Here is a 16,872-nt window from a genome sequence, read left to right on the forward strand (position 1 = left end):
GTCGGCAGTGGGCTGCGAGCATGGGCGTTCTGGCCGTGACTGCGGTCGTCCTGTCCGGGTGCACGCGCTCGGTGGACGGTGAGGCCGCGTCCATCTACGACGATCCGTTCAAGGTGGCGGGCCTCGATGCCACGTCGGGTCCGAGCGGTGCCCGCAAGGGCGTGCCCGACGCCGACCTCCCCGTCACCGGCACCGACGGCGGTGAAATCGACACGATGGCCGCCAACGCGGTCAGCGACATCGAGGACTACTGGCGCACCGAGTTCCCGGCGCTGTTCCAGCGCAACTTCGAGCCGGTCGAGGAACTGATCTCCTGGGATCCGCGCGACTCCGACAGCCCGCGCTTCTGCGGGGACAGCACCGAGGAACTCCTCAATGCCGGCTACTGCAGCACCGACCACACGATCGGCTGGGACCGGGCGCTGCTGCTGCCCGAGGTCGTGGAGAAGTTCGGTGTCGTCGCCGCCGTCTTCGTTCTGGCGCACGAGTACGGGCACGCCGTCCAGACGAAGGCGGGAATCGCCGACGAGAACGTGGGCGGTGGCATCGTGCGGGAACAGCAGGCCGACTGCTTCGCGGGGGCGTTCATGCGGTATATCGCGGAAGACAAGGCGACCCACTTCACGCTGAACACGTCGGACGGGCTGAACAAGGTGCTCGCGTCCGCGGTCGCGATCGGGGACACCGACCCGAACGATCCCGACAACGTGCACGGCTCGGCGTTCGAACGTGTCACCGCCACCCAGATCGGTTTCACGGACGGTCCGGCGCCGTGCACGCGCATCGACGAGAAGGAGATCGACTCGCGTCGCGCGGATCTGCCTCAGCGGTTCGCCGACGAGAGCGACGACGGCGAACTCCCTGTCACCGAGGAGTCGCTCGAGGCGTTCTTCACGTCCTTCCAGCAGATCTTCGATCTCAGCGATCCCCCCACGCTGCAACTCGACGGCGCCGACCTCGACTGCGCGGACGCCGACGCGACCGAACCGGTGTCGTACTGCCCGGCCACCAACACGATCGGCGTCAGTGTCGACGCCCTCGCCGAACGCGGCACACCGGGCCGTCCCGGCAGGCGGGAACTCTTCCAGACCAAGCTCACCGGCGACTACAACGCGTACGTCCTGCTCGCCTCGCGGTACACCCTGGCGTTGCAGCGGGACCGGGGCAACGATCTGCACTCACCCCAGACCGCGCTGCGAGCCGCCTGCCTGTCCGGCGTCGTCACCAGCGCGTTGAGCCCGGACAGTCCCGCCACCCTGGAGGCGGGCAGCGTGTGGTTGTCCCCCGGCGACCTCGACGAGGCCGTGTCGGGGCTGCTCACCGACGGTCTCGCCGCCAGTGACGTCAACGGGGAGACCGTGCCGAGCGGATTCTCCCGGGTGGACGCGTTCCGCACCGGAGTGCTCGGCGGTGAGCAGGCCTGCGAGGGCCGCTACCGCTGACCGTCCCACCACGTGACGTCCCCCGACCGCTGCGTCAGATCTCCCGGTAGCCGAGCGTGCGACGGTGATCGGCTTCTACACGTCCGGGCAGTTCATCGGACTGGCCCTGCTCACTCCCTTCCTGTCCTGGCTGCAGTCCGTGCTGTCCTGGCACTGGGTCTTCATCGTGACCGGAACGATCGGGGCGATCTGGGGTGCCGTGTGGTACGCGTTCCGTCGCGAGCCACGCGATTCGCGGGCGAACGACGCCGAGATCGACCTGATCCGCGACGGCGGCGGACTCGTCGACCTCCTGGACGAGCAGCAGCCCGAACGTCCGGCCGTGACCCGGAACGGTGTCGCCACCGTCCTCGGCCGGCGCAAATTGTTCCCCAGGTACCTCGTCGAGTACCGGGACATGGATTACATCAAGTCCGGATTCCTCGCCTCGCTGCCGTTCGTCGCGGCACTCACTCGTGGGCGTGCTGTTCTCCGGAGTCTTCTCCGACTTCCTGCTGCGCAAGAGAGTGTCTCGCGGAGTCGCCCGCAAGGGCCCGATCATCGTGGGCCTGTTGCTGACGTCGCGATGATCGGCGCCAACTTCACCGATTCGACCGCGATGGTGATCGTGTTCCTGTCCATCGCATCCTTCGGCAACGGACTCGCGTCGATCACGTGGTCGCCGGTGTCGGCACTCGCGCCGGAACGACTGCTCGGGCTCACCGGTGGAATGTTCAACTTCATCGGCAACCTGTCGGCGATCGCGACACCCATCGTGATCGGGTTGCTCGTCACCGACGTCAGCTTCGCGCCGGGATTCGTCTACATGACCGTGGTGACCGCAGTCGGGATCGCGTCGTACGTCTTCCTGGTCGGACGGGTGGAGCACGTGCGGAGCTGACCGCCGGACGGGTGACCGGGGTGAGTGCCGAGAGCGCTCACCCCGGTTTTCTCGTCAGTCCTGGTTTCTCGTCAGTACAGTGCGGCGGCGAGTTTCCGGCGGGCGGTCATGACGACCGGTTCGGCCGGGTCGAACAGTTCGAACAGTTCCAGCAGGCGAGTCCGTACCCGCGTCTTGTCGTCGCCGGCGCTGCGGGCGACGACACCGATGAGGCGGGCGAACGCCGCGTCCGGGGCCTGGGAGTAGACCTCGACGTCCGCGGCCTGCAGCTGGGCGTCGATGTCGTCCGGGGCGGCGTCCGCGGCAGCGACGGCACCGGGATCGACGGACTGCACGCGGGCTAGGAAACGCACTTGGCGGATCGCGCCCAGCGCTTCGGCGTTGGCCGGTTCCTCGTCGAGGATCTTCTGGAACTCGGCTTCGGCTGCCGACAGGTCGCCTTCGTCGAGCGCGGCCTCGGCGGCGACGAAGCGCGGGTCCTCCGGCTCGGGCTCGTCCGCGTTCCCGTCCGCGGCCGGCGGTCCGGACAGCTTTCCGGCGGTTGCCTGCTGGACGGCGGCGAGCCACTGACGCAGTTGTGGTTCGGGCTGAGCGCCCTGGAAGTCGGCGAGCGGCTGCCCGCCGGCGATGGCGACGACGGTCGGGACGGACTGGACGCCGAAGGCCTGCGCGATACGCGGGTTGGCATCGACGTCGACCTTGGCGAGCACCCAGGTGCCGCCGGCCTCGCGTGCCAGCTTTTCGAGCAGGGGTGAGAGTTGTTTGCACGGCTCGCACCAGGTGGCCCACAGGTCGACGACCACCGGGACCTGCTGGGACCGGACGAGCACCTCCGCCTCGAACGTCGCCTCGGTGACGTCGATGACGGGGGCGAGTCCGGTACTCCCGGGTGCGGCCGGAGCGGCGCCGTCCCCGGAGGGTGCGGACGCCGGCGGGGGCGGAGCGGCCGCACGCTCCTTGAGGGCGGAGAGATCGACTGCTCCGCTCATGGCCGCGGCCACTGCTGAGGAACGCGCTGACGGACGAGAACCTGGTCGAGTCACGTCCACCAGTTTGTCACGATTTGAGCGCGCACCGGAATGCGGGCCGCGCCTACCACGGAGTGGATCAGACGAGCGACGGTTCGCTCTTCGCTGCGCTCGACCGGGACAGTTCGCCCATCCGGCCGGTGCGGGCCGCCCAGACCTCGAACACGACGGTGCCGAACGGCGGAACGCTGGCAACGAGCGCCCAGAAGGTGGTGACCAGATTCCAGCTCAGCTTGCGGGCGGTCCACAGCGAGATGAGCAGGTACAGGACGAAGACGCCGCCGTGGATGGGGCCGAAGATCTTCACGCCGATCTCGTTGCCGTCGGCAGGCAGGTACTTGAAGGCCATGCCGGTGAGGAGGCCGAGCCAGGTGAAGGCCTCCAGAATTGCGACAAATCGGAAGCGCGTGGCCGTGGTGCTGAGATCGAAGACGTTCGCCATGCCGACCATTGTGCCCGACCATCTACGACAGTCCGTAGTGGTGTGAGATACACCACCACGGACTGTCGTCGTGTCACGCCTTGGGGACGCGGACGATCAAGGCGTCCCCCTGACCGCCACCACCGCACAGTGCCGCAGCGCCCACACCCCCGCCGCGACGACGCAACTCTAACGCCAGATGCAACGCGATCCGCGCCCCCGACATCCCCAGCGGATGCCCCATCGCGATCGCCCCGCCGTTGACGTTCACGATCTCCGGATCCAACCCCAGCTCCCGTGTCGACGCGATCCCCACCGCCGCGAACGCCTCGTTGATCTCCACCAAATCCAGATCCTTCGGGTCGATGCCCTCCTTGGCGCACGCCTTCGCGATGGCCCGCGCCGGCTGCGACTGCAACGTCGAATCCGGACCCGCCACCACCCCGTGCGCGCCGATCTCGGCGATCCACGACACCCCGAGTTCCTGCGCCTTCGCCTTGCTCATCACCACGACAGCGGCCGCACCGTCGGAGATCTGCGACGCCGACCCTGCGGTGACCGTGCCGTCCTTGCCGAACGCCGGCCGCAGCCTGGCCAGGGATTCCACCGTCGTATCGCCGCGCACACCCTCGTCGGAGCCGACCAACACCGGATCACCCTTGCGCTGCGGCACCGGCACCGGCACCACCTCGTCGTCGAACACCCCGTCCTTCCAGGCCCGGGCCGCCTTCTGATGCGACGCCGCCGCGAACGCGTCCTGCTCCTCGCGGCTGATCCGCTGACCGTCCTCCGCGTTCTTCGCCTCGGTCAGACTCCCCATCGCCTGATCGGTGAAGATGTCGTACAACCCGTCGAAGGCCATGTGGTCGCGCATCGTGACGTCGCCGTACTTGAAACCCTCCCGCGACTTCTCCAGCAGGTGCGGGGCGCGCGACATGGACTCCTGGCCCCCGGCGACCACGACGTCGAACTCGCCGGCCCGGATCAGCTGATCCGCCAGTGCGATCGCGTCGATCCCCGACAGGCACACCTTGTTGATGGTCAGGGCCGGCACATCCATCCCGATCCCCGCGGCCACCGCGGCCTGCCGCGCCGGGATCTGACCCGCCCCCGCCGTCAGCACCTGACCCATGATCACGTACTCGACCTGCTCGGGAGCGACACCCGCCTTCTCCAGCGCACCACGAATCGCCACCCCACCCAGATCCGAACCCGACACATCCTTCAACGAACCCAGCAACCGGCCCATCGGGGTCCGGGCTCCGGCGACGATCACAGAACTGGTCACGATTTCCTCCGCGTGAGACGAGTAGACAGGTGCGGGGCGACGGAAGTCACATCCCGACGAGAACTACCGAAACGGTAGCGCTAACGTCGGGACCATGACACAGTCCTCCCCCACCCAGACCACGTCACCGCTGTCCTCGGACCTGGTGACCGCCATCGACCACGTCGGCATCGCCGTCCCCGACCTCGACGCCGCCATCGCGTGGTACTCCGAACACCTCGGCATGGTGTCGACGCACGAAGAGGTGAACGAGGAGCAGGGCGTGCGCGAAGCGATGCTGAGCGTCGTCGGCTCCCCCGAGGGCAGCACCGCGCTGCAGCTTCTCGCACCGTTGAACGAGAACTCGACCATCGCCAAGTTCATCGATCGCAGCGGCCCCGGTCTCCAGCAGCTCGCGTACCGCGTCACGGACATCGACGCCATCTCCGCCCAGTTGCGCGAGCGCGGTGTGCGGCTGCTGTACGACGCACCCCGCCGCGGCACCGCCGATTCGCGCATCAACTTCGTCCACCCGAAGGATGCGGGCGGAGTTCTCGTCGAGCTCGTCGAGCCGTCGGCGACCCACTAGAGCTGTGGCCGGCCGCCGGGTACCGGGCGCAGAGACAAGTTCTACTTTGCCCAGGTAGATTGGCGGCCATGGTAAACGAGCAGGACCGTGGTTCGATCCCCCTTCCCTTTTCCACCGTGCGCAAGGGATTCGACCGGGACGAGGTACGCAACTACTTCGAGCGATTCGACGCCGAGCTCCGCGTCACTGCCGCCGACCGCGACGCCGCGGCGGCGCAGGCGCGGGATCTCGCCAAGCAGCTCGACGATGCGCGGGACGAGATCGACGATCTGCGCAAGGATGTCGACCGCCTGTCCGTTCCGCCGACCACCGCGGAGGGAATGAGCGACCGCATCTCGCGCATGCTCCGGCTCGCGTCGGACGAGGCGTCCGAGGTGCGTGCGAAGGCCGAGGCCGACGCCGCCGAGATGATCTCCGTCGCCGAGCAGGAGGGCGCGCAGCTCCGCGGCCAGTACGAGTCGCTGGTCGCGGAACTCGAAGACCGCCGGAGCGCTCTCGAGATTCAGCACGAGCAGACGATGGCGAAGGCCCGCACGGAGGCGGCGAAGATCGTCGAGGCCGCTCAGTCCGAGCGCGACCGCCTGGCCGCCGAGGCCGAACTGCGTCGGTCGCAGGTGCAGGAAGACTTCGACCTCGCGATGTCCGAGCGCCGCCAGAAGACGATCACGGCGGTCAACGAACTCGAGTCCACCAGCAAGGCCGAGGCGCAGCGTCGTCTCGCGGACGCCACGCACGAGGCGGAGCGCAGGCTGCAGGCGGCCACCGACCAGTCGGAGCGCAAGATCGCCCACGCCAAGGAACTGGCGGAAGAACTTCGCGTACTCCGCGGCCGGATCCTGGCGCAGCTCTTGGGAATTCGGGGACAGCTCGATTCCGTTCCGGCAATGTTGGCGTCGGTCAACCGGGAGAGCGAACTCCTGGACGCGCAGCCCGACACCGCGGCATCGAACTCGGAGAAGCGCTCCAACGAGAACACGAACAGCAAGTCGGCATCGGGCGGTGCCGCGGACCGGAAGTCCGCGCAGAACGAGTCCGGGACGAACTCCGCGGACGAGACCGACAACTCCGACGAGGATACCGCGGTGCTGTCCACCGTCGAGAAGAACCCGGCGAACCGGCCGGTGGCTCAGCGGACCGTGAAGACGGGAAGCTAGGACCACCTGCGTGTGAGGCCCCGGGTGCTGCGTCCCGACCAGCACCCGGTGTGCCAGTGCCGCCGGTCCTCGGCTCCGCCGTATTCGGCCGGCCAGGTGACCAGGTGGGCGACGCCCGGCCGGATGTCGTGATCGCAGCCGGGGCACCGGTACGACTTTGTGGCCCGGGCCCCGGGGATCGTGCGGACGATGAAGCTCTCGTCGGCGTAGCCCGCGGGCCCGGCTTCCTGACGCATCATTGCGCTACCGAACAGCGAGCCCTCGGAGGTGTCCGGGGGCGCACTGCGGCGTGTGTTCTTCCGCTGCGGTTTACGACGGGGCACGGGTTCAGCCTAGGCCTCAGAAGAGCCGGAACTCGGTGCTCTCGGTGCCGCGCAGCGCTTCGTAGTCGAGCACCAGGCACCGGATTCCGCGATCGGTGGCAAGGGTTTTGGCCTGCGGCTTGATCTGCTGGGCGGCGAAGACACCGCTCACCGGCGCCAGCAGCGGATCCCGGTTGAGCAGTTCGAGGTACCGGGTGAGTTGCTCGACACCGTCGATGTCTCCGCGGCGCTTGATCTCCACGGCGACGGAAGCCCCGTCGGCGTTCCGGCACAGCAGGTCGACGGGACCGATGGCCGTCATGTATTCGCGCCGGACGAGCGTGTAACCGCTGCCGAGCGTTTCGACGTGTTCGGCGAGCAGTTCCTGCAGGTGTGCCTCGACACCGTCCTTGACGAGCCCCGGATCGACACCGAGTTCGTGACTGGAGTCGTGCTCGATCTCCTCGATGGTGATCCGCAGTTCCTCACCGGCCTTGTTGGTCACCACCCACAGCGCTTCGGCGTCTTCCACGGTGTCTTCGACGAGCCAGCAGGGCGGGCTCATCCAGTTCAGCGGCTTGTAGGCGCGGTCGTCGGCGTGGATGCTCACGGAACCGTCTGCCTTGATCAACAACAGGCGACGAGCGGTGGGCAGATGTGCCGTCAAACGGCCTACGTAGTCGACTCGGCATCTGGCAATCACTAGGCGCACCCGCCCACCCTAAGGGATCGCGCCGACTAGTCTCGAATGACTATGCGCAGCCCCCGCCGATCCGTCGCCCCGCTGGGGTCGTGGTTGCTCGGATCACCGGACGAGAGTCCCCGCAGGCGCCGGATCCGGGTCCAGCTGCTGCTGACCGCCCCGCTGGTGTTCACCAACCTGGTCGGCGCGGTGATCACCTGCCTGCTCGTCAGTGTCGTCGTCCCCGGCCCGAATGTGTGGTCGAGCGAGTTCGTGATCGCCAACTTCGTTGCGGTGCCCGTCTTCGTGCTGTGCGCGGTCCTGGTCGGCGTGACGTGGGGCACCAAGCGGCTGGTGTCGGATCTCCGGTGGGCGACGGAGGACGACGTGCCCACCGACCACGACCGGTCGGCGGCGTTTCGCGCACCGTGGCGTCTGACGCGTGTCCAGGCGGCGTTGTGGGGCATCGGGCTGGTGTTCTTTACGACGCTGTACGGCATCATCGATCCCCAGACCATTCCGAAGGTCGCGTTCACGATCGCGTTGGCCGGGATCACAGTCTCCGCGTTCTGCTACCTGCTGACGGAGTTCGCGCTGCGCCCCATCGCCGCCCGGGCACTGGGCTCGGACGGGCCACGACCCCGTCGGACCCTCGGCATCACAGGCCGCACCGCGCTGGCGTGGATCCTCGGGACCGGTGTTCCCGTGCTCGGTCTGATGCTCATCGCGATCTTCAGTTTCATCCGGCCGGCGAGTCCGACCAGCCTCGCGGTGTCGATCCTCGCGCTGGGTGGTGTGATCCTGCTCTTCGGCCTGCTGCTGGTCGTGATCAGTGTCCGCGCCACCGAGGCACCCATCCGCTCGGTGTCGCTGGGCATGGCGAAGGTGGCGGAGGGCGATCTGGATGCCGAGGTCGTCGTGTATGACGGCACCGAACTCGGCGCGCTGCAGACCGGGTTCAACCGGATGGCCGAGGGACTCCGCGAACGTGAGCGGATCCGCGACCTGTTCGGTCGCCACGTCGGGCAGGAGGTCGCGTCCCAGGCTCTCCTCCGCAACCCCGAACTCGGCGGGGAGGAACGTGACGTGGCGGTCCTGTTCGTCGACATCATCGGGTCCACCACGATCGCGGCCACCCGGTCGCCCGCGGAAGTCGTGGACCTGCTCAACCGGTTCTTCAACGTGGTCGTGGACGAGGTCGATCGGCGAGACGGGTTCGTCAACAAGTTCGAAGGTGACGCCGCGCTGGCCATCTTCGGGGCACCCGTGGCGCTCGACGACCATGCAGGCGCTGCGCTCTCCGCCGCTCGGGCCCTCCGCGAACGGCTCACCGCCGAGGTACCGGAGTGCGATGCGGGAATCGGGGTGGCGGCGGGTCGCGCCGTGGCCGGAAACATCGGCGCCCACGAACGTTTCGAGTACACGGTGATCGGCGATCCGGTCAACGAGGCGGCGCGGTTGTCCGAGCTCGCCAAGAACGTGTCCGGACACGTCGTCGCGTCCGAGCGGGCGATCGACGCGGCATCCGACGACGAGCGCAGGCGGTGGCAACTCACCGACACCGTCACCCTGCGTGGCCGTGTCGAGCCGACCACGTTGGCCGTTCCCGCCGAACTACTCCCCGCCGGTTCCGCCGTCGACGATGAGGGCGCCGACTCCGTCGAGTAGCCGGGTGAGCCCGAATTCGAAGGCGTGGGCAGGCACGTACGCGGCGTCGTGGTGTTCCCCCGCCGAGGCCCCGACCCGGGCGGCCAGCGGGAACCGGTCGGGGTCGAAGACCTTCTCGAAGTGCGGAGCGACGCGCTGCCACCATTCACTGTCCGCCTCCCCCTGGGCGGCGAGCGCAGCCGCATCCACCGCGGCGCGCGCCGCGCCCGCGACGAAACTGTCGAGAAGCGTGACGACGGAGTCCATGTCGAGGTCCGACAGTCCCAGCCCCTCGACCGCACGTAGTTCCCGCTCGTACTTGGCCATCCCGCCGGGCCCCAGAACCGGCCGGCTCAGCGCGACGACGCCGAGCATCCACGGGTGGGCGCACAGCAGGTGGAAGTAGTCGTGAGCGGCGGCCGCGAGACGCTCGCGCCACCCCTCATCGGCGTCGTCGGCCGGCTCGAGTGTGGACAGCGCGCGATCGAGCATCACCTCAACCAGTTCCGTCTTTCCGGGAACGTGCGTGTACAACGACATCGCCCCGGCGCCGAGCTCGGATGCGAGGCGGCGCATCGAGACTGCGTCCAGCCCTTCCGCATCCGCGACGGACACGGCGGTCTCGACGATCCGGTCGAGGGTCAGGCCCGGCTTCCCGTTGCGGGGGCGCGAGATCGGCGTGCTGCCGCCGCCCCACAGCAGCTCCATGGTGCGGGCGGGATCGCCCTCCGGTGTCGCGCTTCTACCCATGTCGAGATCTTCCCACGACGTCCGGGAACAATTCCGTCCGCCGCCTCGTTGACGTACGGCGTACCGTAAACGAGGCGAAAGGCGCAGTAAGGACAGCAGAGCCCATCCTCGCCACCGACAGCGAACTCACCCGGCTGGTGGCTCTGAGCCCCGACTACGACTTCGGAGGTGACCTGTGACCGACGCCGTCACGCTTCCCCGTTTCCCGGCGCAGAAGGGCCGACGCACCCGCGGCAGGACCTGGTGGGCGCAGCGATGGGCCGACGACGTCGAGCACGCTGTGCTCGACTCGGACACGCTGAAACGCGGACGCGCCTACGCCCGTGGCGGACTGGTCGGTCCGCTCACGTTCGCGGCCGGGCTCGTCTCCGCGGACGTGCACACGGAGGAGGAGAGCCTGCACGTGCGGATCCGGGTGGACCAGCTGGACGAGCGCCAGTGGGGCGAGGTGTTCGCCACCCTCGCGTCGCGGAGCGGTCACGTCGCCCAGTTGTCGAGTGGGATGCTCCCTCGCGAACTCGACGACGACCTCGCTGCCGTCGACGTGTCCCTCGTACCGTCGATGTTCGATGCCGACGCGACGTGCACCTGCGAGGAGTGGGACGTGCCGTGCCGCCACGCTGCCGCGGTGCTGTATCAGGCCGCGTGGGTGCTCGACGACGACCCGCTGCTCTTCTTCCTCCTGCGCGGACGGGAGGGACAGGAGGTTCTCCAACTCAGGCACGGCGCGCACGAGGAGACGTCCCATTCCTCGTTCGACGCTTCGCACTCCCCGGTGTCGGCGTCGGACACCTACTCCGCGGTTCCCGGACCGCTTCCGGCGCCGCCGCGTTCCGGCGGAACCCCGGTGCGCCCACGCTGGCTCGACGACGCTCCCCCGGAGATTCAGGCGGACGCCGTCTGGTCTGCGATCGTCACTGCGATTTCGCGATACGGAGACCGTGTCTGAGGTCGTCCGACGGTCCGGGCACCAGGCTCGGTGCGACCACCCGGGCACCGGTCGCCGGATACGGCGTGCAGATCTGGGCGTCGTGCACGAAGCACCAGCGCCAGTTGTCCCCCGCGTGAAGCGACTGGACTATCGGATGACCGCTGCGTTCGGCGTGGTGTCGCGCGTGCCGCATCGGTGATCCGTCGCTGCATCCGACATAGCCGCACGTCAGGCACAACATCAGGTGCTCCCAGCGGGTGCCGAGTGCGAGACAGCCCTCGCACCCGTCCGACGTGTGCGCGACGACATCGCGAATCATGTTCAGATCGGGATCGTGCCAATTATTGGATTGGGTCATATTGCCACCCCTCAGTAACCAAGATTGGCGGCTGATCCGTCTCGCCACATGGTCACAGCGGAACGAAAGAATCCCCCGAAATCTGGCCTCAGCGGACAGCGTCCCGGTTTCGACGGCGCAAAACGGGGTAGTTCCAAGCCATGGATCTGGAAGCAGCCCCAGAACCGATGGTGGACCACACGCCGCGGGCGACGAACCTGTCCGCGGTCGTGGCCGTCACCGCGCACATGCACGACTGCGGGAATCGCGACGAGATCCTCGCCCTGCTGGTCGAAGCTCTCCCTGAACTCGGTCCCTTCATGGTGGAATCCGTATCGGCTCCGACGGACGAATCCGACGACGTCTGGCGTCACCGCGTGCTGCTCGACGATTCGTGGTCGAGGCCGGTGTCGCTCACCCTCCGGGCCGACTACCCGCCGACCCCGGTGCAGGCCACCCTGCTCGAGCTGCTCATTCAGCACACGGGGTCTGCCCTGCGCGCCGCATCGCTACGATCACGGGCAGCCACACAGGAACGTCACTTGCGCGAGGCCGCGGACGAGATCGCCGCACTCGGAGCGCGGGCCGTGCGGCTGGAGGAGGAAGCGAAGATCCACGACACGTTCGGGCGCCTCGCCGCGACCGGCGCCGACGAGGCCGCCATAGCCGAGACACTCCACCAGGTGACCGGACTCGCCGTCGGGATCGAGGACGCCTTCGGCAATCTGCGCGTGTGGGCCGGCCCGGACAAGGCCCTTCGGTACCGCAAGATCGGCGGCGGGAACCGGGTCGACGTCCTGCGCCGTGCCGCGATGGAAGGGCGCCCGCTGCGGAACGACAACCGGATCGTGCAGATAGTCCGGCCCGGCCAGACACTTCTCGGCGTCCTGTTTCTGTCGGACCCGGAACATCGGGCAACCGACCTCGACACGGTCGCCCTCGAACACGCCGCGACGATGCTCGCCATCGACATGTCGCACCGCAGATCACTCGTCGAGACGGAGGCACGGCTCAGTCGCGACCTGGGCGCCGACCTGCTTGCCGGCACCGACGACGACAGCGCCTACTCGCGGGCCGACGCACTCGGCTACGACCTGCACACGCCGCAACGCGTCCTGGCAGTGCACTGGGGGCCGGACACGCCCGTCGAGTCCGTCACGGAAGCCTTCCGGCGCCACCTGACATCCGCCGACTCGTCGGCCCTCCTCGTCCACGGCAACGAACACCGAACCGGGATCCTCGCCGCCGTCATGGAAGCAAAGACAGATGTGAACATCATCTTCACGGCATTGGAGAAATCGCTCGGTCCCGCGGTCGGAGTGATCGGTGTCGGATCCGAATGCACCTCCCCGAGTGGTCTACCCGACTCGTATACCCACGCGATACGGGCGCTGGAGATCAGAAAGCAGTCGCTGTCGCCCCGCGGCGTGGCGCTGTTCGACGAACTCGGCGTCTACCGCATCCTCGACTCGCACAGCAGCACCGGAGACGTCGAGGCATTCGTGCAGGAATGGCTCGGCCCGTTGCTCGCCTACGACCGGGAACACCGCAGCACGATGACGGCAACGCTGGCCCAGTACCTCGAATGCGGTGGCAAGTATGACGAAACCGCACAGGCTCTCAGGATCCACCGCAGCACCCTGCGATACCGGATGTCCCGCATTCACGAATTGACGGGGCGTGATCTGCGCAGCGTCGACACACGCCTGAATCTTCATCTGGCGTCCCGCGCACTGCAGGTCCTGGCCGGCGGTGCGCGGGGGTGAAAGGACGTGTGCGGCACGGGTGTTCGTGCCCCGGGAATGCCGAAAGCCCCCCAACAAGGTTGGGGGGCTTTCGGTAACGGATGTTCGGCGGTGTCCTACTCTCCCACACCCTGTCGGGTGCAGTACCATCGGCGCTGGAGGGCTTAGCTTCCGGGTTCGGAATGGGACCGGGCGTTTCCCCTCCGCTATGGCCGCCGTAACTCTATGAAACTGTCACACGGAACATCAGCGAAGACACACATCACCATTGGTGGTGGGGGTGTGCTTCTTTCTTCTGTTCTGAACGTGTGTGTTGTTTCAGATACTGCACAGTGGACGCGTAGCTTCTTTGTGGTAAGTCCTCGGCCTATTAGTACCAGTCACCTGCATCCGTTACCGGACTTCCAGTTCTGGCCTATCAACCCGGTGGTCTGCCGGGGGCCTTACCCCCTCGAGGGGGTGAGAAACCTCATCTTGGAACAGGCTTCCCGCTTAGATGCTTTCAGCGGTTATCCCTTCCGAACGTAGCTAACCAGCGGTGCTCCTGGTGGAACAACTGGCACACCAGAGGTTCGTCCGTCCCGGTCCTCTCGTACTAGGGACAGCCTTCCTCAAGTTTCTAACGCGCGCGGCGGATAGAGACCGAACTGTCTCACGACGTTCTAAACCCAGCTCGCGTGCCGCTTTAATGGGCGAACAGCCCAACCCTTGGGACCTACTCCAGCCCCAGGATGCGACGAGCCGACATCGAGGTGCCAAACCATCCCGTCGATATGGACTCTTGGGGAAGATCAGCCTGTTATCCCCGGGGTACCTTTTATCCGTTGAGCGACACCGCTTCCACTTGCCGGTGCCGGATCACTAGTCCCGACTTTCGTCCCTGCTCGACCTGTCAGTCTCACAGTCAAGCTCCCTTGTGCACTTGCACTCGACACCTGATTGCCAACCAGGCTGAGGGAACCTTTGGGCGCCTCCGTTACATTTTGGGAGGCAACCGCCCCAGTTAAACTACCCACCAGGCACTGTCCCTGAACCAGATCATGGTCCGAGGTTAGAGGTCCAATACGATCAGAGTGGTATTTCAACAACGACTCCACACTCACTGGCGTGAGCGCTTCACAGTCTCCCACCTATCCTACACAAACCGAACCGAACACCAATACCAAGCTGTAGTGAAGGTCCCGGGGTCTTTTCGTCCTGCCGCGCGTAACGAGCATCTTTACTCGTAATGCAATTTCGCCGAGTCTATGGTTGAGACAGCTGAGAAGTCGTTACGCCATTCGTGCAGGTCGGAACTTACCCGACAAGGAATTTCGCTACCTTAGGATGGTTATAGTTACCACCGCCGTTTACTGGGGCTTAAATTCTCAGCTTCGCCACCGAAGTGGCTAACCGGTCCTCTTAACCTTCCAGCACCGGGCAGGCGTCAGTCCGTATACATCGTCTTACGACTTCGCACGGACCTGTGTTTTTAGTAAACAGTCGCTTCTCACTGGTCTCTGCGGCCCCACCCAGCTCACACTGCAAGAGTGATCACCGGACGAGGCCCCCCTTCTCCCGAAGTTACGGGGGCATTTTGCCGAGTTCCTTAACCATAGTTATCTCGATCGCCTTAGTATTCTCTACCTGACCACCTGTGTCGGTTTGGGGTACGGGCCGTGTGAAAGCTCGCTAGAGGCTTTTCTCGGCAGCATAGGATCACTGAATTCGCCTCATTCGGCTATGCGTCACCTCTCAGGCTTGATGAACGGCGGATTTGCCTACCATTCGCCCTACAGGCTTACACCAGTATTACCACTGACTGGCTCAGCTACCTTCCTGCGTCACCCCATCGCTTGGCTACTACCAGATCAGGTCCCATGCATCCACATCCAGGGCCCCCGAAGGGGCGTAAGGACGCTTCAGGATGGTTAGTATCACTGATTCACCAGGGGCGCGTTCACACGGGTACGGGAATATCAACCCGTTGTCCATCGGCTACGCCTGTCGGCCTCGTCTTAGGTCCCGACTCACCCTGGGCGGATTAACCTGGCCCAGGAACCCTTGGTCATTCGGCGGACGAGTTTCTCACTCGTCTTTCGCTACTCATGCCTGCATTCTCACTCGTGTGGCCTCCACGGCTGGGTCACCCCGCCGCTTCCATGGCCACACGACGCTCCCCTACCCATCCACACCACTGCCCAAGACTCCGCAGAATCAAGGGGGTGCATTGTGTGAATGCCGCAGCTTCGGTGGTGTACTTGAGCCCCGCTACATTGTCGGCGCAGGATCACTTGACCAGTGAGCTATTACGCACTCTTTCAAGGGTGGCTGCTTCTAAGCCAACCTCCTGGTTGTCTTCGCGACCCCACATCCTTTTCCACTTAGTACACGCTTAGGGACCTTAGCTGGCGATCTGGGCTGTTTCCCTCTCGACTACGAACCTTATCGCCCGCAGTCTCACTGCCGCGCTCTCACTCACCGGCATTCGGAGTTTGGCTGATTTCGGTAAGCTTGTGGGCCCCCTAGACCATCCAGTAGCTCTACCTCCGGTGAGAAACACGCGACGCTGCACCTAAATGCATTTCGGGGAGAACCAGCTATCACGGAGTTTGATTGGCCTTTCACCCCTACCCACAGCTCATCCCCTCAGTTTTCAACCTAAGTGGGTTCGGTCCTCCACGACGTCTTACCGTCGCTTCAACCTGGCCATGGGTAGATCACTCCGCTTCGGGTCTAGAACATGCCACTACGGACGCCCTATTCGGACTCGCTTTCGCTACGGCTACCCCACACGGGTTAACCTCGCGACATGCCACTAACTCGCAGGCTCATTCTTCAAAAGGCACGCCATCACCCCCCACACCGAAGTGTGCAAAGGCTTTGACGGATTGTAAGCGCACGGTTTCAGGTACTATTTCACTCCCCTCCCGGGGTACTTTTCACCTTTCCCTCACGGTACTAGTCCGCTATCGGTCACCAGGGAGTATTCAGGCTTATCGGGTGGTCCCGACAGATTCACACCAGATTTCACGGGCCCGGTGCTACTTGGGTTTCCATCACGACAGTCATCATGTTTTCGTGTACGGGACTCTCACCCTCTACGACAGGCCGTTCCAGACCACTTCCACTAACACAATGATTTCTTACTGTCGGCCAACACGGCAGCATTGACAAGATGAACCCCACAACCCCACGAATGCAACACCTGCCGGCTATCACACATCCATGGTTTAGCCTCTTCCGCTTTCGCTCGCCACTACTCACGGAATCACTATTGTTTTCTCTTCCTGTGGGTACTGAGATGTTTCACTTCCCCACGTTCCCTCCACACACCCTATATATTCAGGTGCGGGTAACACGACATCACTCGTGCTGGGTTTCCCCATTCGGACATCCTCGGATCTCAGCTCGGTTGACAGCTCCCCGAGGCTTATCGCAGCCTCCTACGTCCTTCATCGGCTCCTGGTGCCAAGGCATCCACCGTACGCTCTTCATTACTTACAACAAAGATGCTCGCGTCCACTGTGCAGTTCTCAAACAACACACAACCAACCATGTCCTCGTCGCCACCGAACACCAGAAAAACCCGGCCGGTATGACCACCATGATCACTTGTAAGTTCTTGCCTAGAAAAAACACTCGCGTGTTCCCTCAGGACCCAACAGTGCATCGATATAACTCTTCTCCCACCGGCACTCGGGCCGGCAGTAGTGAA

General features: G+C 65.4%; 13 protein-coding genes, 2 rRNA genes and 1 pseudogene. 7 read left to right on the plus strand and 9 right to left on the minus strand.

Annotated features, from left to right (window positions below; all coding sequences use genetic code 11):
- Window positions 1–20 precede the first annotated feature (20 nt).
- A complete protein-coding gene (locus PSR88_RS07340; RefSeq protein WP_011594461.1) occupies window positions 21–1,442 on the plus strand; it encodes a neutral zinc metallopeptidase in 1,422 nt (473 codons plus the stop codon).
- Between the two features lie 55 nt (window positions 1,443–1,497).
- Window positions 1,498–2,322: pseudogene (locus PSR88_RS07345) on the plus strand (MFS transporter); the annotation flags it as partial.
- A gap of 71 nt (window positions 2,323–2,393) precedes the next feature.
- Here PSR88_RS07345 and PSR88_RS07350 read toward each other — a convergent pair.
- From PSR88_RS07350 to PSR88_RS07360, 3 genes are all read right to left on the minus strand, one after another.
- Window positions 2,394–3,311, minus strand: a complete 918-nt coding sequence (locus tag PSR88_RS07350; protein ID WP_029537110.1) for a tetratricopeptide repeat protein — start codon at window positions 3,309–3,311, stop codon at window positions 2,394–2,396.
- A 118-nt stretch (window positions 3,312–3,429) separates the two neighbouring features.
- Window positions 3,430–3,801 (minus strand): DUF3817 domain-containing protein, encoded by a 372-nt coding sequence (locus tag PSR88_RS07355; RefSeq protein WP_016879897.1) that lies wholly within the window; start codon window positions 3,799–3,801, stop codon window positions 3,430–3,432.
- 64 nt (window positions 3,802–3,865) lie between these two features.
- Window positions 3,866–5,059 carry an acetyl-CoA C-acetyltransferase gene (locus PSR88_RS07360; protein ID WP_016879896.1) on the minus strand — a complete coding sequence of 398 codons (1,194 nt, stop codon included), beginning with the start codon at window positions 5,057–5,059 and terminating at the stop codon, window positions 3,866–3,868.
- A gap of 94 nt (window positions 5,060–5,153) precedes the next feature.
- On the opposite strand from PSR88_RS07360, the gene mce reads away from it, so the two are divergent.
- Window positions 5,154–5,627: a methylmalonyl-CoA epimerase gene (mce, locus tag PSR88_RS07365; protein WP_005248354.1), complete on the plus strand. Its 474-nt coding sequence runs from the start codon at window positions 5,154–5,156 to the stop codon at window positions 5,625–5,627.
- A gap of 68 nt (window positions 5,628–5,695) precedes the next feature.
- A complete protein-coding gene (locus PSR88_RS07370) occupies window positions 5,696–6,781 on the plus strand; it encodes a hypothetical protein (protein WP_009474155.1) in 1,086 nt (361 codons plus the stop codon).
- Here PSR88_RS07370 and PSR88_RS07375 read toward each other — a convergent pair.
- The gene (locus tag PSR88_RS07375; RefSeq protein WP_011594467.1) at window positions 6,778–7,104 is read right to left on the minus strand and encodes a hypothetical protein; all 327 of its coding nucleotides are present in this window, start codon (window positions 7,102–7,104) and stop codon (window positions 6,778–6,780) included. The genes PSR88_RS07370 and PSR88_RS07375 overlap by 4 nt on opposite strands.
- Window positions 7,105–7,120: 16 nt before the next feature.
- On the minus strand, window positions 7,121–7,795 hold the full coding sequence (gene nucS / locus PSR88_RS07380) for an endonuclease NucS (protein WP_005248359.1): 675 nt from the start codon (window positions 7,793–7,795) through the stop codon (window positions 7,121–7,123).
- A gap of 36 nt (window positions 7,796–7,831) precedes the next feature.
- Here nucS and PSR88_RS07385 point away from each other — a divergent pair, with 36 nt between their 5' ends.
- Window positions 7,832–9,433 (plus strand): adenylate/guanylate cyclase domain-containing protein, encoded by a 1,602-nt coding sequence (locus tag PSR88_RS07385; RefSeq protein ID WP_011594468.1) that lies wholly within the window; start codon window positions 7,832–7,834, stop codon window positions 9,431–9,433.
- On the opposite strand, the gene PSR88_RS07390 is transcribed toward PSR88_RS07385, so the two are convergent.
- The gene (locus tag PSR88_RS07390) at window positions 9,380–10,162 is read right to left on the minus strand and encodes a TetR/AcrR family transcriptional regulator (RefSeq protein WP_011594469.1); all 783 of its coding nucleotides are present in this window, start codon (window positions 10,160–10,162) and stop codon (window positions 9,380–9,382) included. The genes PSR88_RS07385 and PSR88_RS07390 overlap by 54 nt on opposite strands.
- A 175-nt stretch (window positions 10,163–10,337) precedes the next feature.
- On the opposite strand from PSR88_RS07390, the gene PSR88_RS07395 reads away from it, so the two are divergent.
- Window positions 10,338–11,111 (plus strand): SWIM zinc finger family protein, encoded by a 774-nt coding sequence (locus PSR88_RS07395; RefSeq protein ID WP_016879895.1) that lies wholly within the window; start codon window positions 10,338–10,340, stop codon window positions 11,109–11,111.
- Here PSR88_RS07395 and PSR88_RS07400 read toward each other — a convergent pair.
- Complete coding sequence (locus tag PSR88_RS07400; protein ID WP_009474161.1) at window positions 11,077–11,451, minus strand: UBP-type zinc finger domain-containing protein; 375 nt, start codon at window positions 11,449–11,451, stop codon at window positions 11,077–11,079. The genes PSR88_RS07395 and PSR88_RS07400 overlap by 35 nt on opposite strands.
- 140 nt (window positions 11,452–11,591) lie before the next feature.
- On the opposite strand from PSR88_RS07400, the gene PSR88_RS07405 reads away from it, so the two are divergent.
- Window positions 11,592–13,196 (plus strand): PucR family transcriptional regulator, encoded by a 1,605-nt coding sequence (locus PSR88_RS07405; RefSeq protein WP_016879894.1) that lies wholly within the window; start codon window positions 11,592–11,594, stop codon window positions 13,194–13,196.
- 82 nt (window positions 13,197–13,278) lie between these two features.
- On the opposite strand, the gene rrf is transcribed toward PSR88_RS07405, so the two are convergent.
- Window positions 13,279–13,395, minus strand: a 5S ribosomal RNA gene (gene rrf, locus PSR88_RS07410).
- Window positions 13,396–13,525: 130 nt separating this feature from the next.
- A 23S ribosomal RNA gene (locus PSR88_RS07415) occupies window positions 13,526–16,661 on the minus strand.
- Window positions 16,662–16,872: the final 211 nt, after the last annotated feature.

The organism is Rhodococcus sp. DK176, assembly GCF_038447315.2.
GTDB lineage: Bacteria > Actinomycetota > Actinomycetes > Mycobacteriales > Mycobacteriaceae > Rhodococcus_F > Rhodococcus_F jostii_A.